Here is a 26,769-nt window from a genome sequence, read left to right as displayed (position 1 = left end):
AGCCTGACAGCATACGTCGTGCTCAGCGCTTGCGAAACAGTTCCCGACTGACCAGCGGCTTTGTCCCCAAATGTACGGCCAGAGCCTGACGCATCAAGCGCTTGGCTGCGTTCAAGGCGCCGGGAACATCCCAGGCAGCTTCAGCCATGGCCATAAGCGCCTCGCCACGGAACAAACCAGGTTGCTGCAGGTAGACCCGCTCAAGCCCTGCATCCACTTGCAGACGGTACAAGCCATCACTGAGCAACGGCTCACCATTGATGTCCTGATCCAGGGCGAAGGCATAACCCAACTCATCCAGCAGACGCCATTCGAAAGCTCGCAGCAGAGGCTCCAGCGGGCGCCCGGCAGCCAGCGCTGGAAGGGTCGCGGCATAATGCGCGAACAAGGCAGGATGCGGGTCTTCGGCTGGCAACAGGCGAATCAACAACTCGTTGAGGTAAAGACCACTGAACAGGGCATCGCCACTGAGCCAAGCGGCCACGCCGACGCTATCCAGGCGGCCGACGGTCTTCAGCTCGCCGCGTCCACGAAACTCGACTTCAAGCGGCACGAACGGCCGGGCCTGACTGCCAGCCTTACCCCGAGCACGACGCAGCACTGCGCGCAGACGCCCTTGCGGGGTGAGGAAGTCCACCAACGCACTGGTCTCACGGTAGGCTCGGCTGTGCAGCACGTAGGCCGGTTGGCCGTCTGGCAGTTGCATGCGTACGCTTCAGGAAGAATGTGACCCGACAGCGGCTGCTGCCGGGTCTGATGCGATCAGAGGTCGCCGTAGCCCAGCGAACGCAGGGCGCGCTCGTCGTCGGACCATCCACCTTTGACCTTGACCCAGAGGTTGAGCATGACTTTGGCGTCGAACAACACTTCCATGTCCTTGCGCGCCTCCGAACCGATGCGCTTGATGCGCTCACCCTTGTCGCCAATGATGATCTTTTTCTGGCCATCGCGCTCGACCAGGATCAGCGCATGGATATGCAGGATCTTGCCTTGTTGCTTGAACTCTTCGATTTCCACCGTGATCTGGTACGGCAGTTCGGCGCCCAACTGGCGCATGATTTTTTCACGCACCAGTTCAGCAGCAAGGAAGCGGCTGCTACGGTCAGTAATCTGATCTTCCGGGAAGAAGTGATCATTTTCCGGCAAGTGCTTGGCGATCAAGCCTTCCAACGCTTCAAGATTATGACCTTGCTGCGCGGAAATCGGCACGATTTCGGCGTTCGGCAGTTGTTCCTGCAACCATTGCAAGTGAGGGATCAATTCAGCTTTTTCTTCGATCCGGTCGGTCTTGTTGATCGCCAGGATCACCGGCCCCTGCACGTACTGCACGCGCTCGAGCACCAATTGGTCTTCGTCGGTCCATTTGGTACGGTCGACGACAAAAATCACCACATCGACATCTTTCAAGGCTGCCGATGCAGTTTTGTTCATGTAGCGGTTGAGCGCCTTTTCGTTGCTCTTGTGCATACCCGGGGTATCGACGTAGATCGCCTGGATATCACCTTCGGTCTTGATTCCCAGCATGTTGTGCCGAGTGGTCTGAGGCTTGCGCGAGGTGATCGCCAACTTCTGACCGAGAATGTGATTGAGCAGCGTCGACTTGCCAACGTTCGGACGCCCAACAATAGCGACATAGCCGCAGCGGGTGGTGTTTGTATCAGTCATTGCCATTCTCCACGCCCAGGGCGATCAGTGCTGCGGCAGCCGCCACTTGCTCGGCGATACGCCGGCTAACACCTTGCCCTCGGCTTTTTTCGGTCAAAAGGGTCACTTCGCATTCGACGAAAAACGTCCGGCAATGGGGCTCACCTTGAATATCCACCACTTCGTATCGCGGCAGTTCGCAGGCCCGCGACTGCAAGAACTCCTGCAGTCGGGTTTTCGGGTCCTTGTTGGTATCGACCAGGGTCAGGCTCTCGAACTCACCGGTCAACCAGGCCAGAACGCGCTCGCGGGCGGTCTGCATGTCCGAATCCAGGTAGATTGCACCGATCAACGCCTCAAGGGCATCAGCCAGGATCGATTCGCGGCGAAAGCCTCCGCTTTTCAATTCACCGGAGCCCAGCCGCAGGTACTCACCCAAGTCAAAACCCCGAGCCAGAACAGCTAGGGTTTCACCCTTGACCAATCGCGCTCGCAAGCGCGACAACTGGCCTTCACGCGCTTGGGGGAAGCGCTCGAACAGCGCCTCACCCGCAACGAAGTTCAGTATCGCATCGCCGAGAAACTCGAGACGCTCATTGTTGCGCCCGGCAAAACTGCGGTGCGTCAGGGCCAGCAGCATCAGCTCCTGGTTCTTGAAGGTATAACCGAGCTGGCGCTCGAGGCGGCTCAAAGGAACGCTCACAGTGTACCCACGCGCAGTTCGTGGTCGATATTCAACGCTTTGTTCAAATCAACATCCTGAAAGACTATTTGGCTCATGCCCACTGGCTCGATTGGTACGGGAGGATCAGCAGATCCCCATGAACACAGCCTATGCCAGAAATGCATTCGGCGCTGTCTGAGGACAGCGCCGTTGTGGTGTTACTTGATCAGACCTACCCGCGAAAGATTCGGGAAGTGGCTGAGTTTTGGCTCTGGCCAGCTCATCCAGACGGCGAAGGCCTTGCCGACGATATTCTGGTCGGGGACCATGCCGTGCAGCGCCTTGGGAATATTGGGATCATCCCAGTAGCGGCTGTCGTTGGAGTTGTCGCGGTTATCGCCCATCATGAAGTAGTGGCCAGCCGGGACTGTCCACTGCTGATCAGGCGGCATACGGTAGCGGCTCATCTCCTTGCGGATCAGGTGCTCGGCCTCGCCCAGCTTTTCCTTGTACAGCTCAGCGCTGCCCAAGGTGCCTGGTTCGGTGCCTACCAATCGCTCGGCGATTGGCTGACCGTTGACGAACAGCTTCTTGTCGCTGGTGTAGCGGATCTGGTCGCCCGGCAAGCCAACTACACGCTTGATGTAGTTGACGTTCGGATCGCTCGGATAGCGAAACACCATTACATCGCCACGCTGCGGGTCACCCACCTCGATGACCTTCTTGTCGATCACTGGCAGACGAATCCCATAGGAGAACTTGTTCACCAGGATGAAATCGCCCACTTCCAGGGTCGGCTTCATCGATCCCGAAGGGATCTGAAAAGGCTCGACCAGGAACGAACGCAGCACCAGGACGATGAACAGAACCGGGAAGAACGACTTGCCGTACTCAATCAGCAACGGCTCCTTGTTCAATTGCTCGACCACTGCCATTTCTGGCTGGCTGACGCTGCCCTGATAGTTGGCGATCGCCGAACGCCGGCGCGGAGCCAGGAACAGCAGATCGACCAGGGCCAACAGACCGCAGACGGCAACGGCGATGACTAGCAACAGCGGGAAATTTAGCGACATAGGACCTAATTATTCCAACCTGAGCACGGCAAGGAAGGCTTCTTGTGGGATTTCCACGTTGCCGACCTGTTTCATGCGTTTCTTACCGGCCTTCTGCTTTTCCAACAGCTTGCGCTTACGGCTTACGTCACCACCGTAGCATTTGGCCAGTACGTTCTTTCTGAGCGCCTTGACAGTGGTTCGCGCCACAATCTGCCCGCCAATGGCGGCCTGGATTGCCACGTCGAACATCTGCCGAGGAATCAGTTCCTTCATCTTCTCTGTCAATGCGCGGCCCTTGTAGTGCGCATTGTCGCGGTGCACGATCAACGCCAGGGCGTCGACCTTGTCACCGTTGATCAGTACATCGAGCTTGACCAGGTTAGCCGACTGGTAGCGGTCGAAATGGTAGTCCAGCGAAGCATAGCCGCGACTGGTGGACTTCAAGCGGTCGAAGAAGTCCAGTACCACTTCGTTCATCGGCAGGTCGTAGCGCACTTGCACCTGCGAGCCGAGGAACTGCATGTCGCGCTGCACCCCACGCTTCTCGATACACAGGGTAATGACGTTGCCCAGGTGCTCTTGAGGCACAAGGATGGTCGCAGCTACGATCGGCTCACGGAAATCCTCTACCGAAGACACATCTGGCAGCTTCGATGGGTTATCAACGTAAATGGTTTCGCCAGTCTTGAGCTTGACCTCGAAGATTACGCTCGGCGCAGTGGTGATCAGGTCCAGGTCGTACTCGCGCTCCAGGCGCTCCTGGATGATTTCCATGTGCAGCATGCCCAGGAAGCCGCATCGGAAACCGAAGCCCAGTGCATCGGAGCTTTCAGGCAGGTATTGCAGCGACGAGTCGTTCAGGGTCAGCTTTTGCAGCGCATCACGAAAATCTTCGAAATCTTCGGAGCTGACCGGGAACAGGCCGGCATATACCTGAGGTTGAATACGTTTGAAACCTGGGAGAACTTCGACATCGGGAGTAGAACTCAAGGTCAGGGTGTCACCTACCGGCGCCCCGCCAATGTCCTTGATACTCGCAATGATGAAACCCACTTCACCGGCCTTCAGGTCAGCGGTGGCGGTGTGCTTCGGATTGAACACGCCCACGCTGTCGACCAGGTGCACCTTGCCGGTGGACTTCACCAGGATCTTGTCGCCTTTCTTCACTCGCCCGTGGCGCACACGCACCAGGGACACAACGCCCAGGTAGTTGTCGAACCAGGAGTCGATGATCAGCGCCTGCAGTGGTGCTTCGATATCGCCGGTAGGCGCGGGAATGGTTTGCACCAGTCGCTCCAGCACCTCGTCCACACCCATGCCGCTCTTGGCACTGCAGGCCACGGCGTCGGTTGCGTCAATGCCGATGATCTTCTCGATCTCGTCCTTGACCTTGTCCGGATCAGCCTGCGGCAGGTCCATCTTGTTCAGCACCGGCATGACCTCAAGGCCCTGCTCGATGGCGGTGTAGCAGTTGGCAACCGACTGGGCTTCAACCCCCTGGCCGGCGTCGACGACCAGCAACGCGCCTTCGCACGCAGCCAGGGAACGGCTCACTTCATAGGTGAAGTCGACGTGGCCTGGGGTGTCAATGAAGTTCAACTGATAGGTTTTTCCGTCCTGCGCCTTGTAATGCAGGGTGACGCTATGGGCCTTGATGGTAATACCGCGCTCACGCTCCAGGTCCATGGAATCGAGTACCTGGGCTTCCATTTCACGCGCGGAAAGGCCACCGCACATTTGAATGAAACGGTCGGCCAGCGTCGACTTGCCATGGTCAATGTGGGCGATGATGGAGAAATTGCGGATATGACTCAAATCACTCACGGGTCAACACTCAATAAGGCTGCGGGCCGGACGCCCACCGAAAAATAGCCGGGAATTGTACCTGAAGCTGAAAGGTTATGGGAGATTCCATATTGCCTAATCGCGGGGCAAGCTCGCGCCCCACGGCTCGATGGCAACTCGGCAACAGCCGGTTTGCCGACGAGAAATACCCGGCCAAACAAAAAAGGGCGGCCTAAGCCGCCCTCTTCCACTCAACCCGCCTTACTCAGCCAGCTTGAAGGTGATGAAGCTTGCCCGACCTTGACGCAGTACGCGCATGGACACGGAACGGTTCTTAGGCAGCTCCTTGGCAATTTCAGTGAACTGCTTGGCCGAAAGAATCGCCTGGTTGTTCAGGTGACTGATGACATCGCCCGGACGCAGGCCAATCATGGCCGCTGGACCGTCCTGGACTTCCTTGATGACTACGCCACCCTTGAGTTCCAGGGTTTTCTTCTGCTCGGCAGTCAGATCGGCTACCGAAACACCGAGACGATTACTGCTGCGCTCAACGCCACCGTTGGCACTGGCGGTAATCTCGGCGTCATCTTCAGGCAGCGCACCCACGGTGATATCCAGGCTTTGGCGCTTACCGTTGCGAATAATGTCGAGCTTGGCCTTGGCACCATCTTTCAGGCTGCCAACCAGGTGTGGCAAGTCAGCCGACATGACGATCGGCTGACCGTTCATGGTCAGGATCACGTCACCGACCTGCAGGCCACCCTTGGCTGCCGGACCCTCTTCCAGAACCTGGGCAACCAGGGCGCCAGCGGGCTTGTCCAGGCCGAAGGACTCAGCCAGGTCTTTGTTGACCTCCTGGATCACCACACCGAGCCAGCCGCGGCTGACCTTGCCGTCTTTCTTCAACTGGTTGGATACATCAATTGCCACGTCGATCGGAATGGCGAACGACAGGCCCATGAAACCACCCGAACGGGTGAAGATCTGCGAGTTGATACCCACCACCTCACCGTTCATGTTGAACAGCGGGCCCCCAGAGTTGCCCGGGTTGATCGCCACATCGGTCTGGATGAACGGCACATACGTGTCGTTAGGCAAGGTACGCCCCTTGGCGCTGACGATACCCTTGGTCACCGAGTGATCGAATCCGAAAGGCGAGCCGATGGCCAGCACCCATTCGCCCACCTTGAGCCTCTCGGAGTCGCCCAGCTTGACGGTTGGCAGGTTTTTGCCTTCAACCTTGAGCAATGCCACGTCGGTACGTGGGTCAGTGCCGACCAGTTTGGCTTGCAGCTCACTGCGATCGGAAAGACGGACGATGATTTCGTCGGCGTCGGCCACCACATGGTTATTGGTCAGCACGTAACCGTCACTGGAAATAATGAAGCCCGAACCCAGCGACTGCGCTTCACGCTGGCGATCACCACGCGGTGAACGCGGCTGCTGTGGCATGTTGCGCTCGAAAAACTCGCGGAACATCGGCGGCAGGCCTTCGAGATCCGGCATCTGGCCAGCTGCGTACTTGCGATCCGGCAGTTTCTGTTTGGTACTGATGTTGACCACCGCAGGTGAGGCCTGCTCCACCAGGGTCGTGAAGTCCGGAAGGGCTTCGGCCTGGGCAGCGGTGGCCACCTGACCGAGCATAAGCACGGCGGCGAACAACGATAGGTAGGTTTTCAAGCGTGGTATTGACATACGGCTCCCGTCACATCGAGCGTGGTTAGCAGTAGGGCCCTGCAGAAGCAGGAAAGGCCAGACCCCGAAAGGCCTGACCTATAGATAAATTCTGAGTTTTTTGCAAACTGCAAAGCTTGCCAATCATGTCAGCCAAGCAATCCTCGACCGGTGAGCACTGTACTTGCTGATCATTTTTTGGCCTGGGTGTCCTGAGGTCGTATCGACAACGCAATCCGCTCGGCGGTGCCAATCGGAATTTCGCCCACAACTGTCACCATCATCTCACCAGTAGGCGTGGTCAAGCGTCGCGACACTGCCACGGTAGGGCCCAATTGGGTACGGATATCCGCTGCAGAACCGCCATTCAAGGCTTCGACAAACACCGAGAAACGCGCCAGACCATCATCGAACATCAAGCTGCTGACAGCGCCTTTACCTTCAGGGTCTTTGCGCAAGGCACTGTCGATGAGCTCGAAGCCTGGCGGCAACCAATCCCAGCGCCATCCCGCGGCAGGCTGTACAGCCTGCGCAGCAACCTGCGCTACAGGTTTGCATTGTTCACCTGCCTTGAGCTGGTCATCGGTCGGCGCGTCCCGAGTGTCCAGCCGGGTGAACTGGAAGCGCTCAAGCAAACGCCCCTTGTCATCAAGCATCAATGACTTGAGTGGCAGCCCGGTCTGTTTGTCCAGGTGCAATTCAAACCCATATCGATGTTGATCACGCGGGCTCAGCGAGACGATGACCGCCTCACGCCCCGCCACTCGTGACTTGCCAGAGACCCCAAGGTCATACCAGCTCATCAACTTGAGAGGATCAAGCACTCGCGCCGTTGACTCCGGTGCATTGGTGACACCTGACACCAGGGAGCCACTTACGCACTGGGTATGCCCATCGACACGCACGACTTCCTGGGCCGAGCCATCGAGCTGAAGCAACCGCTCGCTGACCTTGCCGTCCTGGACACGATGCCAGATGTCGTGGGTGGAGAAGCTGCCGTTACGCTCGTAAACGAAAGTACCCTGATAGCTCTGCTGTTGCTCTGCCTGCGCCAGCTTTTTCAGCCAGTCGCCCGCCTCCGGGGAGGAGTTCGCCGCATGGGCCGGCAGAATCAGCCAGCCACCCAGCAACAGCGGTATGAGAGGTAGCGCGCGCATGATCCTCCTTACTTAACGGTTTTCCAGGCTGGCAGCGCGAGCATACGGCAGAGCGCTCTCGGTACCCTTCAGGGCTGCTTCCTGAGCATGCTGACGCAGATAGCCGGGCAGACGCTGGTCATGCCAGCCGGATTGCCCTTGCAGCACGCCATTGGCCATTGGGCCAGGCTGTTCTGCACTTTCACTATAGCCTGCCAGTACGGCGGGGCCTTGAACTTGTGGCGCGATCAGGCCTTGCTGAGCGGGTTGCTGGGCAGCCAACTGAGCACCGCTGATGTCATCCTGGTTATACAGGCGCACACCTGCCAGCACGGCGACGGTAACCGAGGCGGCTACAGCCAGGCGAGTCAGGCTGCGCCAAGGACCACGATTGGCCTTGACCGGTACATCTTCATCAGCCAGCGCTGCCGAGACGGCGGCGGCGATATCCAACTGTGGCAGCACCAGCTCCTTGTGCATGGCCGCACGCGCAACCTGGTAACGCGACCAAGTGGCACGGGTTTCAGCATCGTCGACGGCGTTCAACACCCGACGTAACTCAAGTTCATCCGCTTCGTTATCCATCACCGCGGACAGCGATTCCTGCAAAGCTTCACGACTCATGGCGGTTCCTCTCTTGGCTGTCGCCGCTGTCTCAGGTTTCCTGCAACAAGGGCTGCAGGGCTTTGTCTATGGCCTCCCGAGCGCGGAAAATTCGAGAGCGCACGGTGCCAACCGGACACTGCATGACGCTGGCAATGTCCTCGTAACTCAGACCATCAAATTCACGTAAAGTTAACGCCGTACGCAAATCTTCTGGCAGTTGCTGAATGGTCCGATGGACGGTGCCTTCGATCTCATCTCGCAACAACGCACGCTCGGGGGACTCCAGATCCTTGAGGCCATGATCGCCGTCGTAAAATTCCGCATCCTCGGAACTCACATCGCTGTCTGGTGGACGCCTACCGCGTGACACCAGATAGTTCTTTGCCGTGTTGATGGCAATGCGGTACAGCCAGGTATAAAAAGCACTGTCCCCGCGAAAATTTCCAAGCGCCCGGTAAGCCTTGATGAAAGCTTCCTGCGCCACATCCTGGGCTTCATGGGTGTCGTGTACAAAACGCACGATCAACCCGAGAATCTTGTGCTGATACTTCAGCACCAACAGATCAAACGCTCGCCTGTCGCCACGCTGCACGCGCTCGACAAGCTGCTGATCCTCTTCCTGGGTTAGCATGAACACTCCTCAATGAACTTGAGGGAGCGTTGCGAGAAGCATCGTTCAGGCTTGCAACCATAGACTCGGGCTTTTCGCAAAAGTTCTCCCCTCCAAGCAAGTTTCCTGCGGCCCTTGGTCGGCCCGCACGAAAAACGCGGCACGGACACGGCCGGCTGCGTCGATAATCGGGTTTCGAATACGCCAACAGTACCTTAATTATGGGCTACTGCCATGCGTCGCCACGGCATTGTGGTGTGCGGACAACCTTCTATGGATATCCACACAACGTGGAAAGTTCCCACAAAAAGCTGCCAGCACCTCGCAAGCGCCATTGGAAATCTGGGCACCGAGGCTGATATAAAGACAGCCGGTCCAGATTAACGATAGTTTCACAATGCCATAAGCGCCTGACTATTGTGCCGATCCCCCCCTTCAGATACTAGTGTCCTGACATGAGCCAACAACTCCAACATGATGTCCTCGTGATCGGCAGCGGTGCCGCCGGCCTGAGCCTGGCGCTGAACCTTCCCGGGCACCTGCGCGTTGCCGTGCTGAGCAAGGGCGATCTCGCCAACGGTTCGACCTACTGGGCCCAAGGCGGGGTTGCCGCGGTACTGGACGACACCGACACAGTCCAGTCCCACGTCGAAGATACCCTCAATGCCGGTGGTGGCTTGTGCCACGAAGATGCCGTGCGCTTCACTGTCGAGCACAGCCGCGAAGCGATCCAGTGGCTGATCGACCAAGGCGTACCTTTTACTCGCGACGAACACGCCAGCGTTGACGATGGTGGCTTCGAGTTCCATCTGACCCGCGAAGGTGGCCACAGCCACCGGCGCATCATCCACGCCGCCGATGCCACCGGCGCGGCGATTTTCACCACGTTACTGGCGCAGGCAAAGCAAAGACCCAACATAGAGCTGCTGGAGCAGCGCGTTGCGGTTGACCTGATCACCGAGCGACGCCTTGGCCAGGACGGTGATCGCTGCCTGGGTGCCTATGTGCTGAATCGCAACACGGGGGAGGTCGACACATTTGGCGCACGCTTCACGGTGCTCGCGACCGGCGGTGCCGCCAAAGTCTATCTGTACACCAGCAACCCGGACGGAGCCTGTGGCGACGGTATCGCCATGGCCTGGCGCGCGGGTTGCCGGGTGGCAAACCTTGAGTTCAATCAGTTTCATCCCACCTGCCTTTATCACCCGCAGGCCAAGAGTTTCCTGGTGACCGAAGCCCTTCGCGGTGAAGGGGCGCTGCTGCGGCTGCCCAATGGCGAGCGCTTCATGCCCCGCTTCGACCCGCGCGAAGAGTTGGCGCCACGCGATATCGTCGCTCGCGCCATCGACCACGAAATGAAGCGCCTGGGCGTGGATTGCGTCTACCTCGACATCAGCCACAAACCCGAAGACTTCATCAAAAGCCACTTCCCTACTGTCTATGAGCGCTGCCTGACCTTCGGCATCGATATCACCCGCCAACCGATCCCTGTGGTGCCTGCCGCCCATTACACCTGTGGTGGCGTGATGGTGGACGAACGCGGCCATACCGATGTCCCCGGCCTCTACGCCATCGGCGAAACCAGTTTCACTGGGCTGCATGGCGCCAACCGCATGGCCAGCAATTCACTGCTCGAATGCTTCGTTTATGGGCGCGCCGCTGCCAATGACATTGAAGCCCACCTGGAGCAGGTGAACATGCCTCGGCAATTGCCCGGCTGGGACGCCAGCCAGGTCACCGACTCGGATGAGGACGTGATCATTGCGCACAACTGGGACGAGCTGCGGCGCTTCATGTGGGACTATGTGGGAATTGTGCGAACCAGCAAGCGCCTGCAACGCGCAGAACATCGGGTGCGTCTGCTGCTCGACGAAATCGACGAGTTCTACAGCAACTACAAGGTAAGCCGTGACCTAATCGAGCTTCGCAACCTGGCCCAGGTGGCCGAGTTGATGATTCACTGCGCCATGCAGCGCAAGGAAAGCCGAGGTCTGCATTACACCCTGGACTACCCAGGCATGCTCGACGAAGCACGCGACACTATTCTGCAGCCACCCACCTACGACGACTGAATTTCAGGCGCACGCGCAGGCGTCGGTGTTGCACCGGCTCCAGCGCGTCATAGGTAATGCACAGTCCCTGGCTCCAGCGCCGACCCGCAGGGCGATAACGCAGAACGATCAAACCCGGCAAGGCCAGGCTATCGGGACGTAACTGCACTTTTTGCCAACCCTGGGCTCGACTGAAAAGGTGCCAGCCGTCACGGTCGCATCGCAACCCGCTAACGGCCTGAGGGTGATTCAGCAAGATTCGTCTCGGGATGGTCCAACCGGCGTGCAACAGACACAAGATACTGCCGCCAACCTGTTGCCACCACGGAACTTCCAGCAGGCTTAAGCCGAGCAAGGCCAGCAACAAGCTGACCAGGTAGGCCGCCAGCAGGCCTTTTGAGCCGTACCAGCGACACTCGAAGCGCTCACTTGGGCTGGACACGATCCAGGATGATGCGAACCATGCGCTGCAGCTCTGGATCTTCGGACTCGCTGCGCTCCATGAACCAGCCGAACATATCCTGGTCTTCACAGCTGAGCAGGCGCTTGTACAGGTCACGATCTTCCTGGCTCAAGGTCGGATAAACCTCGGCACTGAAAGGCACCAGCAATACGTCCAGCTCGAGCATGCCGCGTCGGCTGTGCCAAAAGAGCCGATTGAGTTCAGTTTGTTCGACCATGGAGCCCTCCTAAAATAGGCCGCCAGTATACAGAGCCAGCGCCCGGGAAACACGAGACGTTGGTCCGGACATGTGAGCAAATAATCACAGAGGCGTACCCTCAACTACCTATTTTGCCAACAGCGCTCTATCATGGCCCCCAGTCTTATTACCTTGCGATGACTCATGGCCGATTCCGCTTTTTTCTGCACGCTATCCCACGAAGGCATCCTCGCCGTCCGCGGCTCGGACGCCGGCAAGTTCCTGCAAGGCCAACTGACCTGCAACATCAACTACCTCAACGACAGTACCAGCAGTCTGGGTGCGCGTTGCATGGTCAAGGGCCGAATGCAGTCGAGCTTTCGCATCCTTCCCGACGCCGACGGCTTTCTGCTGGCCATGGCTCGTGAGCTGCTTGAGCCGCAACTTGCCGACCTGAAAAAGTATGCAGTGTTCTCCAAAGCCAAACTGACCGATGACAGCGACGCCTGGGTTCGCTTCGGATTGCAGGAGGGTGAATCGGCCCTGCACGATCTGGGCATCGAAGTACCTGCGCAGATTGATGGCATCACCCGGCATAACGGGCTGATTGCCATTGCCGTGTCAATCGGCCGCATCGAGCTATGGGTACCCGCCGAACAAGCACGGCAGGTACAAGAGCAGTTAGCTGCAAAGCTTTCGCAGGCTACGCTGAACGACTGGCTGCTGGGGCAGATTCGTGCAGGGATTGGCCAGGTCATGGCCCAGACTCGCGAGCTGTTCATTCCGCAGATGATCAACCTGCAGGCCGTCGGCGGCGTCAGCTTCAAGAAAGGCTGCTATACCGGTCAGGAAATCGTCGCCCGCATGCAATACCTGGGCAAGCTCAAGCGGCGCCAATACCGGGTAGCCTTGGCAGGCGAGAACGTGCCAGAGCCCGGTACCGAGATTTTCTCGCCGACCCACGGCTCTTCGGTAGGTGAAGTGGTGCTTGCGGCACGCAGCGCAGACGGTATCGAGCTCCTGGCGGTGCTGACCGCCGATGCTGTGCAAGACAACAACCTGCACCTGGGAAGCCCGGACGGCCCGGATCTGAACCTGCTGTCCCTGCCCTACGAGCTGGATCGCGACCGCGAAATCCAACGCTGAGTCGGCCTCGCCCCGACGGTAGAACGCCGGGGCCCTTTTGAATTGCGTTAGAGAGTCACCATGAACAAGCTGGCCGAGACGGTCCAGGCCCAGTTGCTGGCCGCCATCGACAATGATGACCTGGTGTTGCCGACCTTACCCGAGGTCGCCTTGAGCATCCGCGAGGCCGCCGAAGACAGCGAGATCAGCGTCAGTGCCCTGAGTAAAGTCATCGGCCGCGACACTGCCCTGACTGCGCGCCTGATCAAGGTAGTGAACAGCCCGCTGCTGCGCGCCACGGTCGAAGTGACCGACTTGCAGACGGCCATTACCCGCCTCGGCATCAACTACAGCTGCAACCTGGCCGTCGGCCTGGTGATCGAGCAGATCTTCCACGCCCGTTCTGAGGTGGTGGAAAGGAAAATGCGCGAAATATGGGCCAGTAGTTTGGAGGTGGCGGGTATCAGCTACGAACTCTGCTTGCGTTACACCCAACTCAAGCCTGACCAGGGCGCCCTCGCCGGCCTGGTTCACCAGATCGGTGTACTGCCTATCCTGATCTATGCCGAAGAGCACAATGAGCTGCTCTCTGACCCGGTATGCCTGAACTATGTCATCGACCAGATCCATCCGGCACTCGGCGACAAGATTCTGAGCAGTTGGGAATTTCCCGAACAACTGGTGAAACTACCTGGACAGGTGCTCAATCTGGATCGCGGTAGCGATCGGGTCGACTACGTTGACATTGTCCAGATTGCCCGGGCGCTGAGCGCTGGCCCCGGCAAGTCCCGCCCCTTGGCAGCCCTTCCGGCCTACCGTCATCTGGGGCTGCCCACCGGCACCGAACTTGTGGCCGGCGAGTTGCTCCAGGCCCGGGCCATGTTTCGTTAATCGCCGATAAAACTGACTCGCACTTTCAACCCGCCCCGTTCGCCATCGTGCAGGCTGATCTTCGCCAGATGCGCGCGGCAGATTTCTCCGACAATCGCCAGGCCCAGGCCGGTCCCTTGCGCATTGCGGCGATAGAAGCGCTCGAACACCCGTTCACGCTCATCCTCCGGAATGCCCGGGCCATCGTCCTCGACTTCCAGCACCCCCGGCGCGTAGACCCGCAAGATGACATTGCCGCCCTTGGGTGTGTGGGCCAAGGCATTGTCTACCAGGTTGCTGAGCAATTCATTGAGTAGCGTAGGCTCGCCACGGACATGCACCGGGGCCTCAGCCTCCAATGCCAACGCCACTCCACGGGCGTAGGCCAGTGGCGCCATGGCCATCCCCAGTTCCCGTGCCAGTTGACTGAGGTCAAGCAGTTGCGCGCCACCTTCGGCAATCGCTCGCGCACCGTTTTCCACTCGCGCCAACGACAGCAACTGGTTGGCCAGGTGGGTCAGCCGGTCTGTGCCCTGGACCGCTGACTCCAGAGTATCGCGCCAGACCTGAGGCTCATTAGAGCGCAGGCCCAACTCGACCCGGGCCTTGAGGGCCGCAAGGGGGGTGCGCAGCTCATGAGCGGCCTCGGCAATAAACTGCGCCTGACGCTCGAACTGCTCGCGTAGCCGCTCGGTAAAGTGGTTCAAGGCGCGCACCAGTGGGCTAAGCTCACGCTGCACCTCGACCAGCGGCAGGGCCCGCAGGTCGTCGGGCTGACGCTCTTCGACGGCACCACGCAAGCGCTCCAACGGGCGCAATGCAGCGCTCACCGCGAACCACACCAGCATCAGTGCGCCCAGAGCCAGCATGCCCAGACGCAACAAGGTATCGGCCATCAGGCTGCGGGCCATGCGCACCCGCGCTTCTTCGGTTTCGGCCACACGAATTTCGGCCATGCCATTCATGTTCGGCTCACTGACGGCCTTGAGCAGACTCACCACGCGCACATCCTGGCCCAAGTAGCGCGCATTGTAGAACCGCGCCAGCGCTGGGTAATCATCGGTGCGCGGCGTGCCTGGTGGTGGCGCGGGGAGGTTTTCGTAGCCGGAAATAAGGCGTTGATGAATATCGTTGACTTGGTAGTAGATGCGTCCGGCGCTGTCGTACGCAAAGGTATCCAAGGCCACATAGGGCACATCGGCGCTGAGCGTGCCGTCGCGCTGGGACAGGCCGGCAGCGATGGTGCGCGCCGACGCCAACAGGGTTCGGTCATAGGCAGTGTCGGCCGCTTCGCGTCCGTTCCAATAGGCACTGAGCCCACTGGCGAGCATCAACACCACCAGCAGCAGGGCCAGGTTCCACACCAAGCGCCCGCGCAGACTGCCACTGTCACGCATCGCGGTGCTCGAGCAGGTAACCGAGCCCCCTGAAAGTGACGATGACCACGGCATGACCGTCAAGCTTCTTGCGCAGACGATGGATGTAAATCTCGATCGCATCGGCGCTGGCTTCCTCATCCAGGCCGAACACCTGGGCGGCCAACTGCTCTTTGCTCATCACCCGCCCAGGACGTGCGATCAAGGCTTCGAGCACCGCCTGCTCGCGGGAGGTCAGGGTCAGCAAATCGTCATCGAGGGTAAAGCGCCGGGTATCGAGGTCATAGACCAGCGGCCCGCAGCGTTGCTGGCGCTCGCCACCGAGTACGCTACGACGCAGCAAGGCCTTGACCCGCGCTTCAAGCTCGGTGAGCTCGAACGGCTTGGCCAGGTAGTCATCGGCACCCAGGTTCAAGCCATGAACCCGATCCTTGACGTCACTGCGTGCCGTCAACATCAACACCGGTACGGTCTTGCCACGTGCGCGCAAGCGCGCAAGCACCTCGAAGCCGTCCATGCGCGGCAGCCCGACATCGAGCACCGCCACTGCATATTCCTCGCTGGCCAGCGCCAGGTCGGCAGCCACGCCATCATGCAGCACATCCACTGTCAGCCCCGTGCTCTTGAGAGCCTGAGCCACGCTCTCCGCTAGCTGCAGATGGTCTTCTACAAGCAGCACACGCATTGTTTTTTCTCCTGTCAGGTCCAGGTCAATGGCGCGGAGTGTACAGCCGACTGCTCGCCTGTGAAGCCTTCGTAACGATGAAAAGCAGTTGAAAGGTTAGTGAAAGGTTCAGCCCCTAGCATCCTCTCACGGCTCACTCTGCTTGCCGTACAACCGAACCTTGAAGTTCGAACTAATAAGAACAAAAACGGAGTTACTCGACGATGCTGTCCATGCAGCCACAGGCCTATGTGCCTACCCGCCGCTTGCCTACCCGCCAGTCCGCCGTTATCAGCGCCCTCGCCCTTGCCGGCGTTGCGCCAATGAGTCAAGCCGCCTTCTTCGATGGCAGCAAGGCGACCTTCGAAACCCGCAACATGTATTTCAATCGCGACTTTCGCGATGGCACCAGCGCTCAACAGTCCAAGCGTGATGAGTGGGCTCAGGGCTTCATGCTCAACTTCGAGTCCGGCTACACCGATGGCACTGTAGGCTTTGGCCTGGATGCCCTTGGTATGCTCGGCATCAAGCTCGACTCCAGTCCCGACCGCACAGGCAGCGGTTTGCTGCCCACCCACGACAGCGGTCGCGCAGCCGATGAATACTCCAAGCTTGGCCTGACCGGCAAGGTCAAGATTTCGGCCACCGAGCTCAAAGTCGGCACCTTGATGCCAGAACTGCCGACCCTGCAGCCAAACAACGGTCGTATCCTGCCGCAAACCTTCGAAGGCGGGTTGCTGACCTCCGGTGAAATCAAGAACCTGACGTTTACTGGCGGCCGCCTGGAAAAAGCCAAGGATCGCGACAGCACCGACAATCAGGACATCGCCCTGAACAACAAGAACAGTCGCTTTCTAGGCACTGTTGCCGGCAACCACTTCGACATGGCCGGCCTGGATTACAAGTTCACCGACAAGATTACCGGTAGCTACCATTGGGCTCAGCTCGACGATGTCTACCGCCAGCACTTCGTCGGCATGCTCGCCAGTCAGCCTTGGGGGCCGGGCACGTTTGGCGCCGACCTGCGCATGGCCTTCAGTGATGACCAAGGTCAGGCCCGCGGCGGCGAGATCGACAACACTGCGCTCAACGGCATGCTCAGCTACAGCCTTCTGGGCCACAAGCTCAGTGCCGGCTACCAGCACCTGTCAGGCGATACCGCCTTCCCTTACGTCGATGGCGCTGATCCGTACCTGGTCAACTTCGTTCAGATCAACGACTTTGCCGGCGCCGACGAGCGCTCCTGGCAAGCTCGCTACGACTACGACTTCGCCAAACTGGGTATCCCTGGCCTGACCTTCATGACCCGCTACATCAGCGGCGATAATGTCAGCCTGGCCGATGGCGGCGAGGGCAAGGAATGGGAACGCAATACCGAATTCAAGTATGTGGTGCAAAGTGGCGCCCTGAAAAACGTCGCCGTGCGCCTGCGCAACGCCACCTTCCGCTCGAACTTCGCCCGTGATGCGGATGAAGTTCGACTGCTGGTGAGTTACAGCCTTGCGCTGTGGTAATCCCCGATAACAATAACGCTCACGGAGATCGACGATGACCTTTTCACTGCGCCGCATTGCCCTCGCCACGGCCTGCTTGATGCTCGCCGGCCAAGCCATGGCAGCCGAACCGAAACGCCCGGAATGTATCGCCCCCGCCTCACCCGGCGGTGGTTTCGACCTGACCTGCAAGTTGGTGCAAAGCGCCCTGGTCAACGAGAAAATTCTCAGCAAACCCATGCGCGTCACCTACATGCCCGGCGGTGTCGGCGCGGTCGCCTACAACGCAGTGGTTGCCCAGCGCCCGGCGGATGCCGGTACCCTGGTGGCCTGGTCCAGCGGTTCGCTACTCAATCTGGCGCAAGGCAAATTCGGCCGCTTCGACGAAAATGCCGTGCGCTGGCTGGCGGCGGTCGGCACCAGCTATGGCGCCATCGCGGTGAAAAACGACTCGCCCTACAAAACCCTGGATGACCTGGTTGCGGCGCTGAAAAAAGATCCAAGCAAAGTGGTGATCGGTTCAGGCGGTACCGTCGGCAGCCAGGACTGGATGCAAACAGCGCTGATCGCCAAAGCCGCAGGTATCAACCCGCGCGATCTTCGTTATGTCGCCCTTGAAGGCGGCGGCGAAATTGCCACGGCACTGTTGGGTGGGCACATCCAGGTCGGCAGTACCGACATCTCCGACTCCATGCCGCATATCCAGAGTGGTGACATGCGCCTGTTGGCAGTGTTCGCCGAGACCCGGCTGGACGAGCCGGAAATGAAGAACATTCCTACCGCCAAGGAGCAAGGCTACGACATCGTCTGGCCGGTGGTGCGCGGTTTCTATCTGGGGCCAAAAGTCACTGATGAAGAGTACGACTGGTGGAAAGCCTCGTTCGACAAACTGCTGGCCTCCGAAGAGTTCGCCAAGCTGCGTGACCAGCGCGAACTCTTCCCTTTCGCCATGACCGGCGCCGAGTTGGACACCTATGTAAAAAAACAGGTGGCTGACTACAAGGCCCTGGCCAAGGAATTCGGGCTGATCCAGTAAGGCCGTCATTCCCTCGTTGGAGCGGGTTCATCCATGAAGGGCTGCCCCTGCGGCCCTGACGGGAAAGGCGTTGCCTTTTGCCTTTGAAAACGGCGCCCCAACAAAATCGATGACTGTTTGTGAACCTCATTGAGGACAGGCGACATGATCCTGCAACGTGTCTTCGCCCTGATTCTGCTGGCGCTATGCGCCGTCCTGGCCGTGATGGCCTGGCCCTATCAGGCGGCTTTTTCCTACGAACCGGTCGGCCCCCGCGCCTACCCGTTACTGATGCTCGGTTTGATGGCGCTGGGGCTTATGTACCTGGCCTTTCGACCAACACCCATTGTGCACAAAGACGACGAGCCAGAACTGGACCGCGAGACCCTCAACAAGATTGCCCTGTGTGTGGGCCTGCTGCTGGTCTTCGCTGCCACGTTCGAGCCACTCGGTTTCATTCTCAGCGGCGTGCTGATTGGCGTACCGATGGCCCGTCTCTATGGCGGGCGATGGCTACCCAGCGTGGTAATCATCGGCCTTATGACGATCGCCCTGTACTGGTTGTTCGACCGAGTCATGGATGTCCCTCTGCCCCTGGGCTTACTCGACGTTCTGGAGAATTGACATGGATACTCTCAGCTATCTGGGCCAAGGCTTCGGCGTCGCCCTGAGTCCCTACAACTTGGTTACGGCCTTGTCCGGCACCTTGATCGGCACCGTGGTTGGCCTGTTGCCGGGCCTGGGCCCGATCAATGGCGTGGCCTTGTTGATTCCGATCGCATTTGCCCTCGGCCTGCCACCGGAATCAGCACTGATTCTGCTGGCCGCTGTGTACTTGGGTTGCGAATACGGCGGACGCATCAGCTCGATCCTGCTCAACATCCCCGGTGAAGCGTCGACCGTGATGACCACCCTCGACGGCTACCCCATGGCGCGCCAGGGCCTGGCCGGCGTGGCACTGTCGCTGTCGGCCTGGAGCTCGTTCATCGGCGCGTTCATCGCCACGTGCGGCATGGTGCTGTTTGCCCCCTTGCTGGCGAAATGGGCGATCGCCTTTGGACCCGCGGAATACTTTGTACTGATGGTGTTTGCCATTGTCTGTTTGGGTGGCATGGCCGGTGATCGTCCGCTCAAGACCTTCATCGCGGCATTGATTGGTCTGTTCCTGTCCAGCGTCGGCATCGATGCCAACAGTGGCGTCTACCGATTCACCGGCGACAGCGTCCACCTGGCTGACGGCATTCAATTTGTCGTGTTGGTACTGGGTCTGTTCTCCATCAGCGAAATCCTGCTGCTGCTGGAAAAAACCCATCACGGCCATGAAGCAGTGAAAGCCACCGGACGCATGTTGTTCAACTTCAAGGAAGCAGCGTCGGTATTCGTGGTCAATATTCGCTGCGGCGTGCTCGGTTTCATCATGGGTGTATTGCCCGGTGCCGGTGCGACCCTGGCCAGTGCTGTTGCCTATATGACCGAGAAGCGCATCGCCGGTGCCAGCGGTACTTTTGGCAAAGGCGACAAGCGTGGCCTGGCGGCTCCAGAAACCGCCATCGGTGCTTCATGCTGCGGCGCCCTGGTCCCCATGCTGACCCTCGGCGTCCCCGGCTCTGGCACCACCGCGGTGATGATCGGCGCCTTGACCCTGTACAACATCACCCCCGGACCAATGCTGTTCGCCCAGCAACCTGACATTGTCTGGGGCCTGATCGCTTCACTGTTCATCGCCAACATCATGCTGGTGATCCTCAACATTCCGATGATCCGCATTTTCACCCGCATTCTTGCGGTGCCGAACTGGGCCCTGGTGCCAATCATCGCGATCATTACCGCGATCGGCGTCTACGCCGTGCATGCGACCACCTTCGACCTGTTCCTGATGATCGGCATCGGTATCTTCGGTTACATCCTGCGCAAGCTGGATTTCCCGCTGTCGCCGATCTTGCTGGGCTTCATTCTCGGTGGATTGATGGAGCAGAACCTGCGCCGTGCCCTGTCGATTTCCAATGGTGCCCTGGACATTCTCTGGTCCAGCCCGATCAGCATGAGTGTATGGGCGCTGACCATTACCATGATGCTTCTGCCACTGCTGCGTATCTGGCGCAAGCGCAGCATCCAGCGTCGTGCTCTGGCTGATGTCTAATGGGCCGTTGAAATTGTATTGGGCGACTGGACTGGTTGGCCTGGTTGGCGGCTACATCGCCAGCCAGGTTGGCTGGCCGCTGCCATGGATGGTCGGTTCGCTGTTGGCGATCATCCTGGTGCGCTGCCTGACCCCCTGGCAGTTGAGCGAAATACCCGGCGGGCGCAAATGCGGCCAATGGATTATCGGCATCGGTATCGGCCTGCATTTTACCCCGGCTGTAATCGAACAGGTGGCGAGCAATTTCGGCCTGATCTTTTGCGGTGCATTGATCACCAGTGTGTCCAGCGTGGTCGGCATCTGGCTGTTGCGCCGCACCGGCGAAGACCGCGCCACGGCGTTCTTTTCCAGCATGCCGGGCGGCTCGGGAGAAATGGTCAACCTCGGTGCGCGCAATGGCGCGGTACTCAGCCAGGTGGCGGCGGCACAAAGCTTGCGTGTGCTGGCCGTGGTGTTGTGTGTACCGGCGCTGTTCAAGTACCTGCTTGGTGACGGTGTGGTGCTAACCCATGCCGGTAGTGTCAGTTGGGGCTGGCTGGCACTGATCTGCCCTTTGGGGATTGTTGCAGCATGGCTATGGCAGCGCTTGAAACAGCCCAACCCCTGGTTGTTCGGACCACTGCTGGTGGCTGCCATTGCCAGCGTCGGCGCCAACCTGCAGATCGCGCTCCCCGACGGTGCCAGTCAGATTGGTCAATGGCTGATCGGCAGTGGACTGGGTTGTCATTTCAACCGAGCCTTCTTTCGCCGTGCGCCCTCATTCCTTGGACGCACGCTGATTGCTACCGCCCTGAGCATGCTGATCGCCGCTGTTGCAGCCTGGGTGTTGAGCCAATTGACCCAGTTGGACCTGCGCTCGTTGACCCTGGGGATGATGCCCGGTGGCATTGCGGAAATGAGCCTGACCGCCGAAACGCTGCAGCTTTCTGTCCCTCTGGTGACCGCGCTACAGGTGATGCGCTTACTGTTTGTGCTGTTTCTGGCCGAGCCGCTGTTTCGCCATTGGATCGGCGAGCACTCCACAGCCGGGCCAGACAGTAAAAAAGGAAGCTAAGGCTTCCTTTTATACTTACAACGGCGGCAACGCCCATTGCACTGGCGTCAGGCCATGTTGTTCGAGGAACTTGTTGGTACGGCTGAAATGCCCGCAACCAAGGAACCCGCGGTAAGCAGACAACGGCGACGGGTGCACTGACTTGAGCACCAGGTGCTTGGTGCCATCGATCAATTTCTGTTTGCTCTGCGCATGCGCGCCCCAGAGTAGGAACACGGTATTGGGCTGGTGCTCGCTGACCAGCTCAATGATGCGATCAGTGAAAAACTCCCAGCCTTTTTTGGCGTGGGAGGCAGCATTGGCGCGCTCCACGGTCATGGTGGTGTTGAGCAGCAATACGCCCTGATTCGCCCAATGCTGCAGGCACCCGTGCTTGGGGATCTCGATGTTGAGGTCGCGGTGCAACTCTTTATAGATATTGACCAGCGAGGGCGGCGTGGCAGTACCCGGCTGCACCGAAAAACACAGGCCATGCGCCTGTCCCGGACCGTGATAGGGATCCTGGCCGAGGATTACCACCTTCACTTGGTCCAGTGGGGTTGAATTCAGTGCATTGAAAATCAACGGACCCGGCGGATAGATTTCCTTGCCTGCCGCATGCTCCGCGCGCAAAAACTCACGCAGTTGGTGCATATAGGGTTGCTCGAATTCGGCACGCAGCGCTTCTTTCCAGCTGGGTTCAAGTTTGATGCGATCGTCGTCAGTCATGGGGCCATCCGTAAACAATGGCGCGACACTAGGAAAGCTGCCCGCGCTTGTCAATCGATCCGACCGGCGACCAGCAGTTTCGCCGACACCGACCATACTTGTCCGGATAAAACCAATGAGGTCGCCCATGGCAGTTCAGTGCGAAGAACTCACCGGCGTCGATGGCGCACGAATCGGCATCGCCACTCTGGATGCAGAGAAGGCGCTCAATGCCTTGTCATTGCCGATGATCGAAGTGCTCGATCAGCAACTGGCGCAATGGGCGGACAACCCGGAAATTGTCTGTGTGTTGTTGCGCGGCGCAGGCACCAAGGCGTTTTGCGCCGGTGGTGATGTTCGCAGCTTGATGCAGGCCTGTCGCGACCAGCCGGGGACTGTTCCGACCCTGGCAGCGAACTTCTTCGAAGCAGAATATCGCTTGGACTATCGCCTGCACACGTATCCCAAACCCGTGCTGTGCTGGGGGCATGGCCACGTGCTGGGTGGCGGCATGGGCCTGCTGCAAGGCGCCAACGTGCGCATCGTGACACCGAGCAGCCGCTTGGCCATGCCCGAAATCAGTATCGGCTTGTACCCGGATGTAGGTGCCAGCTGGTTTCTTGCCCGCCTACCCGGAAAACTCGGCCTGTTCCTCGGCATGACCGGGGTTGGCCTCAATGCCCGCGACGCCTTGGACCTGGGCCTGGCAGATCGATTGCTGGGGGACAATCAGCAGAAGGAACTGATCGATGACCTGCTCCAATTGAACTGGCAAGAACAGACTGCTCTGCAATTGAACAGCCTGCTCAAGGCCCAGGAGCACAGAGCCCAGGCTGAGATGCCACAAGCCCAGTGGCTGCCTCGACGCCAGCAGATCGACGCACTGCTCGACGTCGCTGACCCGGTCTGTGCCTGGCGGGCCATTGCCACGCTGCGGGGCCATGACGACCCGCTTCTGGCAAAAGCTGCACAAACCATGCTCGAAGGGTGCCCGCTGACCGCCCACCTGGTCTGGCAGCAGATTCAGCGAGCACGCTATCTGTCACTGGCGCAGGTATTCCAGATGGAATACAGCATGAGTCTCAATTGTTGTCGCCACCCTGAGTTCGCCGAAGGCGTGCGCGCCCGGCTGGTCGACAAGGATCAGCAGCCACGCTGGCACTGGGCGGACATTGCCAAGGTGCCAGCGGCGGTCGTCAATGCGCACTTCTCTAAAGTTTGGGAAGGCCGCCACCCTTTGGCGGACCTTGTCTGAACAACCTAGCGGTGCCAGTTGCCATGGGCTCGACCATCACGGTCACGCTCATGCCGTGAAGCCCCCTGGCGATAACGATCATGCCCACGACCTGGATAAGGCTTGTAGTAGTGATCCGGTGCCGGGCGGTAATACTGCGGCGGCGAGCGATAATAATGGGACGGTGGCCGGTAATGCCGAGGGGGCGGCGAGTAGTAACGCTGCTGCGGCACCACATAGTAGCCACGGTTGGACGGGTAGGAAGGCCGGTAATAGCCAGGATAGCCATATCGGTCGGCGGTATAGACGTCAGTGCGATGGTAGTAGCCATTACCTCCATAAGGGACACAAGCGGCGGTCAGCGAACTCAGCACGGCAATAAGCAAAAGTCGGCGATACATAGCGGCCTCCCGGACCGCGAAACTGCCCATTCCAGCGGCGCTGGTCGGCGTCGATCGGCAAGCGTTCATCGACACGAATTAAGACCATCAAAAGAAGCGCCGGTGCTCCCGTAGAAATAATTTGAAACAACGCCAATACCCTTGATAATTGTCCAGTTATTTTCCAGCGGTGCCACTAGAATGAACGGCATTGGCCTACATCAAGGGATTGTAAATTGCCTCGCTCCGCCTTGTTTTCGCAGCGCTCGCTAATTCTGACCTTGCTGTTACTGCTCGGCAGCGGTTTTTTAGCCACGTCGCTGCTGAGCTATTTCGCTTCACGCAGCGCGATTCGCGACAGCATCGTCAACACTGAATTGCCGCTGACTTCAGATACTGTCTATTCGGAAATCCAGAAGGATCTGGTAAGACCGATCCTGATTTCCTCGATGATGGCTCACGACACCTTCCTGCGAGACTGGACGTTGGCCGGTGAGCAAGACCAAGCGCAAATCTCCCGCTATCTCAACGAAGTCATGACCCAGTATCACGCCTACACCGCATTCTTCGTCTCCAGCGCTACCGACAACTACTATCAGGCGCAAAAAGGCGTCCTGAAAAAGATCGATCCGCAGGAGCCCCGCGACGTCTGGTACTACCGGGTGAAGGAAATGCCCACACCCTACGAAATCAACGTTGACCTGGACATGGCCAATCAGGACAAACTTACTGTCTTCATCAATTATCGAGTACTGGACTACAACGGTAACTTCATTGGGGCAGTCGGCGTCGGCCTCACGGTCGAAGCTGTGGTGCGGCTTATCGACGACTACCAGCAGCGTTATCAACGCCAGGTATATTTCGTCGACCCGCAAGGCCTGGTGGTGTTGACCGGTTCCAAAGGCGGTGCCCATGGCGCCCGAACGGGTCAGTCGCTCAATGAACTGGACGGCTTGCATGAACTGCTCAAGCAGATGCCTACACCCGTGGGCGGTAGCCATGAGTACACCAGTCGCAACGGCAATAGCCATTTCCTCAATGTGCGCCTGGTACCGGAGTTGAATTGGTACCTGTTCGTAGACAAACGCGAAGACGGTGCTCTGGATAACATACGCCAGACGCTGTACCTGAACCTCGCGATCTGCGCCATTATTGGCTTGGTGGTATTGTCCTTGCTCAATGCCATGGTCAAGCGTCATCAGGACAATATCGAAACCCTGGCCACTCGCGACAGCCTCACCGGCCTGCCCAACCGCCGCGGCTTCGATCTTCTAGCCGCGCAGGCACTCAGTGAAACGCATCGTGACAGCAAGGCATTGGTGGCATTGTTGATCGATCTTGACCACTTCAAAATCCTCAACGACACCCATGGCCACCTCGCTGGCGATGAAGTATTGCGCCAGTTTGCCCAGGTACTGGAAAACTGCTTGCGCCAGGTCGATATTATTTGTCGCTGGGGTGGCGAAGAATTCATCGTGTTGCTCAAGGATACCGACGCCACCCATGCCCAAGAGGTCGCCGAAAAGATTCGCCTGCACTGCGAACAACGGGAGTTCAGGTTCGCCGACAAAGTGATCCGTTTGACGACCAGTATTGGCTTGAGCAACTTGCAGCCTGAGGACACCTTGCACAGTGTGATCGCTCGCGCCGATCATGCGCTGTACCGCGCCAAGCAAAGTGGACGCAACCGCGTCTGCGTGGAAATATTCAGGTCCGACTATGAATGACCCTAAATGCTGCCCTGCCTGCGGGGCCAGCAACCGCTGCAGCCTCGCCGATCCCCGTACGGCAACCGAAACCTGCTGGTGCTACAGCGTAAGCATTGCCCCGGAAATAATCGAAGCGTTGCCTGCTGACCAACGCAACACAGCCTGCTTGTGTCCCGCTTGCGCACAGGTACTGGATCAACTGGAAGCAGCCAAGGCATCGCTCGCCAGTTAAACTGCAACGCCCAGCACCTGTGCCTTGTATGCGTCTTGATCGATTTCTCAGCAACCTGCCCTGCTTCAATCGCCAGCAAGTCCGCGTGCTGCTGGCGCAGCGACGGGTGCGCGTAGACGGTTGCTGTGTAACTGACCCACATCTGGAAGTGCGCGAATTCAGCCGCATAGAGGTCGATGAGCAGTTGCTCCAGGATGCACAGCCTGCACGCTACCTGATGTTGCATAAACCCCAGGGCTGCGTCAGCGCAACCCAGGACCCTGAGCACCGAACCGTGCTGGACTTGCTCAATGAATCAGACAAGCACACGTTGCACATCGCCGGGCGCCTGGACTTCAACACCACCGGCCTGATGTTGTTGACCAATGATGGTCAATGGTCACGGCGCCTGACCCAGCCGCAAACCAAGCTACCGAAAATCTACTATGTCGAGACAGAACAAGTCATCGAACAGCACTACATCGAAAAATTCAACCAAGGCTTTTACTTCGCCTTTGAGGGCCTCACCACCCTGCCCGCGGAACTGACCCTGCTCGGCCCGCGCAGTGCGCGATTGAGCATCGTCGAAGGCCGCTACCACCAGGTCAAGCGCATGTTCGGTTACTTCGACAACAAGGTACTGCGCCTGCATCGGGAGTCCATGGGCCCGCTGAGTCTGGACCGCGGATTACGCCCAGGCGAATACCGGGCGCTCTATCCCGAAGAAATCCTCGCAATCTGAAGCAACGACCGCTTAGCGGAAAGATTTCATCAATTGCCCCAAAGGCACTTGCGGGTTACCCCTGTGCCTGCTTGAATCCAATCGTCGGTCTGCATGTGACCAATCAGTCACAGTCGCAGTCCAAGACGCCCTTTTGCTGGCGACCAATGCCTCGAAGCACTGGAGTCCGGCAGATTGCCCACCTAAAACAATACCCGTCGACC

Annotated in this window: 27 protein-coding genes; 12 read left to right on the top strand and 15 right to left on the bottom strand. The window is 58.9% G+C overall.

The window, feature by feature from the left end; translation table 11 throughout:
• Positions 1 to 22: 22 nt before the first annotated feature.
• From recO to rpoE, 9 genes are all read right to left on the bottom strand, one after another.
• Complete coding sequence (gene recO / locus D3Z90_RS05755) at positions 23 to 706, bottom strand: DNA repair protein RecO (RefSeq protein ID WP_136474829.1); 684 nt, start codon at positions 704 to 706, stop codon at positions 23 to 25.
• A 56-nt stretch (positions 707 to 762) separates the two neighbouring features.
• Positions 763 to 1,665 carry a GTPase Era gene (gene era / locus D3Z90_RS05750; protein ID WP_038607646.1) on the bottom strand — a complete coding sequence of 301 codons (903 nt, stop codon included), beginning with the start codon at positions 1,663 to 1,665 and terminating at the stop codon, positions 763 to 765.
• A complete protein-coding gene (gene rnc, locus D3Z90_RS05745) occupies positions 1,658 to 2,347 on the bottom strand; it encodes a ribonuclease III (protein ID WP_136474828.1) in 690 nt (229 codons plus the stop codon). The genes era and rnc overlap by 8 nt, the downstream gene beginning before the upstream one ends.
• A gap of 179 nt (positions 2,348 to 2,526) precedes the next feature.
• Entirely contained in the window at positions 2,527 to 3,381 is an 855-nt protein-coding gene (gene lepB, locus D3Z90_RS05740) for a signal peptidase I (protein WP_136474827.1), read from the bottom strand.
• Between the two features lie 9 nt (positions 3,382 to 3,390).
• Positions 3,391 to 5,187 carry a translation elongation factor 4 gene (gene lepA, locus D3Z90_RS05735; protein WP_136474826.1) on the bottom strand — a complete coding sequence of 599 codons (1,797 nt, stop codon included), beginning with the start codon at positions 5,185 to 5,187 and terminating at the stop codon, positions 3,391 to 3,393.
• Between the two features lie 222 nt (positions 5,188 to 5,409).
• Positions 5,410 to 6,792 carry a DegQ family serine endoprotease gene (locus D3Z90_RS05730; RefSeq protein ID WP_371922309.1) on the bottom strand — a complete coding sequence of 461 codons (1,383 nt, stop codon included), beginning with the start codon at positions 6,790 to 6,792 and terminating at the stop codon, positions 5,410 to 5,412.
• 221 nt (positions 6,793 to 7,013) lie between these two features.
• Positions 7,014 to 7,979 carry a MucB/RseB C-terminal domain-containing protein gene (locus tag D3Z90_RS05725; protein ID WP_136474824.1) on the bottom strand — a complete coding sequence of 322 codons (966 nt, stop codon included), beginning with the start codon at positions 7,977 to 7,979 and terminating at the stop codon, positions 7,014 to 7,016.
• Between the two features lie 12 nt (positions 7,980 to 7,991).
• Entirely contained in the window at positions 7,992 to 8,582 is a 591-nt protein-coding gene (locus tag D3Z90_RS05720) for an RseA family anti-sigma factor (protein WP_136474823.1), read from the bottom strand.
• Positions 8,583 to 8,613: 31 nt separating this feature from the next.
• Entirely contained in the window at positions 8,614 to 9,195 is a 582-nt protein-coding gene (rpoE, locus tag D3Z90_RS05715; RefSeq protein WP_010220971.1) for an RNA polymerase sigma factor RpoE, read from the bottom strand.
• 434 nt (positions 9,196 to 9,629) lie between these two features.
• Here rpoE and nadB point away from each other — a divergent pair, with 434 nt between their 5' ends.
• Positions 9,630 to 11,246, top strand: coding sequence for an L-aspartate oxidase (gene nadB, locus D3Z90_RS05710; RefSeq protein ID WP_136474822.1), 1,617 nt, complete (start codon positions 9,630 to 9,632; stop codon positions 11,244 to 11,246).
• Here the strand turns inward: nadB and D3Z90_RS05705 are convergent.
• Together D3Z90_RS05705 and D3Z90_RS05700 are read right to left on the bottom strand one after the other, a co-directional pair.
• On the bottom strand, positions 11,215 to 11,667 hold the full coding sequence (locus D3Z90_RS05705; RefSeq protein WP_136474821.1) for a protein YgfX: 453 nt from the start codon (positions 11,665 to 11,667) through the stop codon (positions 11,215 to 11,217). The genes nadB and D3Z90_RS05705 overlap by 32 nt on opposite strands.
• The gene (locus tag D3Z90_RS05700) at positions 11,651 to 11,905 is read right to left on the bottom strand and encodes a succinate dehydrogenase assembly factor 2 (RefSeq protein WP_136474820.1); all 255 of its coding nucleotides are present in this window, start codon (positions 11,903 to 11,905) and stop codon (positions 11,651 to 11,653) included. The genes D3Z90_RS05705 and D3Z90_RS05700 overlap by 17 nt, the downstream gene beginning before the upstream one ends.
• A 165-nt stretch (positions 11,906 to 12,070) precedes the next feature.
• Here D3Z90_RS05700 and D3Z90_RS05695 point away from each other — a divergent pair, with 165 nt between their 5' ends.
• Positions 12,071 to 13,012 carry a folate-binding protein YgfZ gene (locus D3Z90_RS05695; protein ID WP_136474819.1) on the top strand — a complete coding sequence of 314 codons (942 nt, stop codon included), beginning with the start codon at positions 12,071 to 12,073 and terminating at the stop codon, positions 13,010 to 13,012.
• 60 nt (positions 13,013 to 13,072) lie between these two features.
• Positions 13,073 to 13,882 carry an HDOD domain-containing protein gene (locus D3Z90_RS05690; RefSeq protein WP_136474818.1) on the top strand — a complete coding sequence of 270 codons (810 nt, stop codon included), beginning with the start codon at positions 13,073 to 13,075 and terminating at the stop codon, positions 13,880 to 13,882.
• Here the strand turns inward: D3Z90_RS05690 and D3Z90_RS05685 are convergent.
• Both D3Z90_RS05685 and D3Z90_RS05680 read right to left on the bottom strand, forming a co-directional pair.
• A complete protein-coding gene (locus D3Z90_RS05685) occupies positions 13,879 to 15,258 on the bottom strand; it encodes a sensor histidine kinase (RefSeq protein ID WP_136474817.1) in 1,380 nt (459 codons plus the stop codon). The genes D3Z90_RS05690 and D3Z90_RS05685 overlap by 4 nt on opposite strands.
• Entirely contained in the window at positions 15,251 to 15,922 is a 672-nt protein-coding gene (locus D3Z90_RS05680; protein ID WP_136474816.1) for a response regulator, read from the bottom strand. The genes D3Z90_RS05685 and D3Z90_RS05680 overlap by 8 nt, the downstream gene beginning before the upstream one ends.
• A gap of 203 nt (positions 15,923 to 16,125) precedes the next feature.
• On the opposite strand from D3Z90_RS05680, the gene D3Z90_RS05675 reads away from it, so the two are divergent.
• The 5 genes from D3Z90_RS05675 to D3Z90_RS05655 all read left to right on the top strand — a co-directional run bounded on the left by D3Z90_RS05675 (position 16,126) and on the right by D3Z90_RS05655 (position 21,603).
• Entirely contained in the window at positions 16,126 to 17,415 is a 1,290-nt protein-coding gene (locus tag D3Z90_RS05675) for an OprD family porin (protein WP_136474815.1), read from the top strand.
• A gap of 34 nt (positions 17,416 to 17,449) precedes the next feature.
• Positions 17,450 to 18,430, top strand: a complete 981-nt coding sequence (locus tag D3Z90_RS05670) for a tripartite tricarboxylate transporter substrate binding protein (RefSeq protein ID WP_136474814.1) — start codon at positions 17,450 to 17,452, stop codon at positions 18,428 to 18,430.
• Between the two features lie 144 nt (positions 18,431 to 18,574).
• Positions 18,575 to 19,033: a tripartite tricarboxylate transporter TctB family protein gene (locus D3Z90_RS05665; protein WP_136474813.1), complete on the top strand. Its 459-nt coding sequence runs from the start codon at positions 18,575 to 18,577 to the stop codon at positions 19,031 to 19,033.
• Between the two features lies 1 nt (position 19,034).
• On the top strand, positions 19,035 to 20,549 hold the full coding sequence (locus tag D3Z90_RS05660) for a tripartite tricarboxylate transporter permease (RefSeq protein ID WP_136474812.1): 1,515 nt from the start codon (positions 19,035 to 19,037) through the stop codon (positions 20,547 to 20,549).
• On the top strand, positions 20,542 to 21,603 hold the full coding sequence (locus D3Z90_RS05655) for an AbrB family transcriptional regulator (protein ID WP_136474811.1): 1,062 nt from the start codon (positions 20,542 to 20,544) through the stop codon (positions 21,601 to 21,603). The genes D3Z90_RS05660 and D3Z90_RS05655 overlap by 8 nt, the downstream gene beginning before the upstream one ends.
• 15 nt (positions 21,604 to 21,618) lie before the next feature.
• Here D3Z90_RS05655 and ung read toward each other — a convergent pair whose 3' ends face one another.
• On the bottom strand, positions 21,619 to 22,311 hold the full coding sequence (gene ung / locus D3Z90_RS05650; protein ID WP_136474810.1) for a uracil-DNA glycosylase: 693 nt from the start codon (positions 22,309 to 22,311) through the stop codon (positions 21,619 to 21,621).
• Between the two features lie 127 nt (positions 22,312 to 22,438).
• Between ung and D3Z90_RS05645 the strand changes: the two genes are divergently transcribed.
• Positions 22,439 to 23,545 (top strand): enoyl-CoA hydratase/isomerase family protein, encoded by a 1,107-nt coding sequence (locus D3Z90_RS05645; protein ID WP_136474809.1) that lies wholly within the window; start codon positions 22,439 to 22,441, stop codon positions 23,543 to 23,545.
• Between the two features lie 5 nt (positions 23,546 to 23,550).
• Here the strand turns inward: D3Z90_RS05645 and D3Z90_RS05640 are convergent, their stop codons facing one another.
• Complete coding sequence (locus tag D3Z90_RS05640; RefSeq protein WP_136474808.1) at positions 23,551 to 23,925, bottom strand: hypothetical protein; 375 nt, start codon at positions 23,923 to 23,925, stop codon at positions 23,551 to 23,553.
• Positions 23,926 to 24,140: 215 nt separating this feature from the next.
• Here D3Z90_RS05640 and D3Z90_RS05635 point away from each other — a divergent pair, with 215 nt between their 5' ends.
• From D3Z90_RS05635 to D3Z90_RS05625, 3 genes are read left to right on the top strand one after another with little or no spacing between them, the layout of a single operon-like run.
• Positions 24,141 to 25,631, top strand: a complete 1,491-nt coding sequence (locus D3Z90_RS05635) for a sensor domain-containing diguanylate cyclase (RefSeq protein ID WP_136474807.1) — start codon at positions 24,141 to 24,143, stop codon at positions 25,629 to 25,631.
• The gene (locus tag D3Z90_RS05630; protein ID WP_136474806.1) at positions 25,624 to 25,845 is read left to right on the top strand and encodes a cysteine-rich CWC family protein; all 222 of its coding nucleotides are present in this window, start codon (positions 25,624 to 25,626) and stop codon (positions 25,843 to 25,845) included. Before D3Z90_RS05635 ends, D3Z90_RS05630 begins: the two co-directional genes overlap by 8 nt.
• A gap of 28 nt (positions 25,846 to 25,873) precedes the next feature.
• Positions 25,874 to 26,566: a pseudouridine synthase gene (locus D3Z90_RS05625; protein ID WP_136474805.1), complete on the top strand. Its 693-nt coding sequence runs from the start codon at positions 25,874 to 25,876 to the stop codon at positions 26,564 to 26,566.
• Positions 26,567 to 26,769: the final 203 nt, after the last annotated feature.

Origin of the sequence: Pseudomonas sp. DG56-2, assembly GCF_004803755.1 — a bacterium.
Lineage (GTDB): Bacteria > Pseudomonadota > Gammaproteobacteria > Pseudomonadales > Pseudomonadaceae > Aquipseudomonas > Aquipseudomonas auratipiscis.
This window is presented reverse-complemented; position numbering and strand designations above follow the sequence as displayed.

Bases quoted from the DNA above. Each gene is read 5' to 3' on its own strand.
- lepB (WP_136474827.1), bottom strand. From the start codon at position 3,381: ATGTCGCTAAATTTCCCGCTGTTGCTAGTCATCGCCGTTGCCGTCTGC.
- D3Z90_RS05655 (WP_136474811.1), top strand. From the start codon at position 20,542: ATGTCTAATGGGCCGTTGAAATTGTATTGGGCGACTGGACTGGTTGGC.
- D3Z90_RS05680 (WP_136474816.1), bottom strand. From the start codon at position 15,922: ATGCGTGTGCTGCTTGTAGAAGACCATCTGCAGCTAGCGGAGAGCGTG.
- D3Z90_RS05670 (WP_136474814.1), top strand. From the start codon at position 17,450: ATGACCTTTTCACTGCGCCGCATTGCCCTCGCCACGGCCTGCTTGATG.
- D3Z90_RS05720 (WP_136474823.1), bottom strand. From the start codon at position 8,582: ATGAGTCGTGAAGCTTTGCAGGAATCGCTGTCCGCGGTGATGGATAAC.
- D3Z90_RS05695 (WP_136474819.1), top strand. From the start codon at position 12,071: ATGGCCGATTCCGCTTTTTTCTGCACGCTATCCCACGAAGGCATCCTC.
- D3Z90_RS05685 (WP_136474817.1), bottom strand. From the start codon at position 15,258: ATGCGTGACAGTGGCAGTCTGCGCGGGCGCTTGGTGTGGAACCTGGCC.
- rpoE (WP_010220971.1), bottom strand. From the start codon at position 9,195: ATGCTAACCCAGGAAGAGGATCAGCAGCTTGTCGAGCGCGTGCAGCGT.
- recO (WP_136474829.1), bottom strand. From the start codon at position 706: ATGCAACTGCCAGACGGCCAACCGGCCTACGTGCTGCACAGCCGAGCC.
- D3Z90_RS05645 (WP_136474809.1), top strand. From the start codon at position 22,439: ATGGCAGTTCAGTGCGAAGAACTCACCGGCGTCGATGGCGCACGAATC.
- era (WP_038607646.1), bottom strand. From the start codon at position 1,665: ATGACTGATACAAACACCACCCGCTGCGGCTATGTCGCTATTGTTGGG.
- D3Z90_RS05700 (WP_136474820.1), bottom strand. From the start codon at position 11,905: ATGGTCGAACAAACTGAACTCAATCGGCTCTTTTGGCACAGCCGACGC.
- D3Z90_RS05725 (WP_136474824.1), bottom strand. From the start codon at position 7,979: ATGCGCGCGCTACCTCTCATACCGCTGTTGCTGGGTGGCTGGCTGATT.
- D3Z90_RS05675 (WP_136474815.1), top strand. From the start codon at position 16,126: ATGCTGTCCATGCAGCCACAGGCCTATGTGCCTACCCGCCGCTTGCCT.
- D3Z90_RS05640 (WP_136474808.1), bottom strand. From the start codon at position 23,925: ATGTATCGCCGACTTTTGCTTATTGCCGTGCTGAGTTCGCTGACCGCC.
- D3Z90_RS05690 (WP_136474818.1), top strand. From the start codon at position 13,073: ATGAACAAGCTGGCCGAGACGGTCCAGGCCCAGTTGCTGGCCGCCATC.
- D3Z90_RS05665 (WP_136474813.1), top strand. From the start codon at position 18,575: ATGATCCTGCAACGTGTCTTCGCCCTGATTCTGCTGGCGCTATGCGCC.
- D3Z90_RS05630 (WP_136474806.1), top strand. From the start codon at position 25,624: ATGAATGACCCTAAATGCTGCCCTGCCTGCGGGGCCAGCAACCGCTGC.
- D3Z90_RS05660 (WP_136474812.1), top strand. From the start codon at position 19,035: ATGGATACTCTCAGCTATCTGGGCCAAGGCTTCGGCGTCGCCCTGAGT.
- ung (WP_136474810.1), bottom strand. From the start codon at position 22,311: ATGACTGACGACGATCGCATCAAACTTGAACCCAGCTGGAAAGAAGCG.
- D3Z90_RS05730 (WP_371922309.1), bottom strand. From the start codon at position 6,792: ATGCTCGGTCAGGTGGCCACCGCTGCCCAGGCCGAAGCCCTTCCGGAC.
- D3Z90_RS05625 (WP_136474805.1), top strand. From the start codon at position 25,874: ATGCGTCTTGATCGATTTCTCAGCAACCTGCCCTGCTTCAATCGCCAG.
- nadB (WP_136474822.1), top strand. From the start codon at position 9,630: ATGAGCCAACAACTCCAACATGATGTCCTCGTGATCGGCAGCGGTGCC.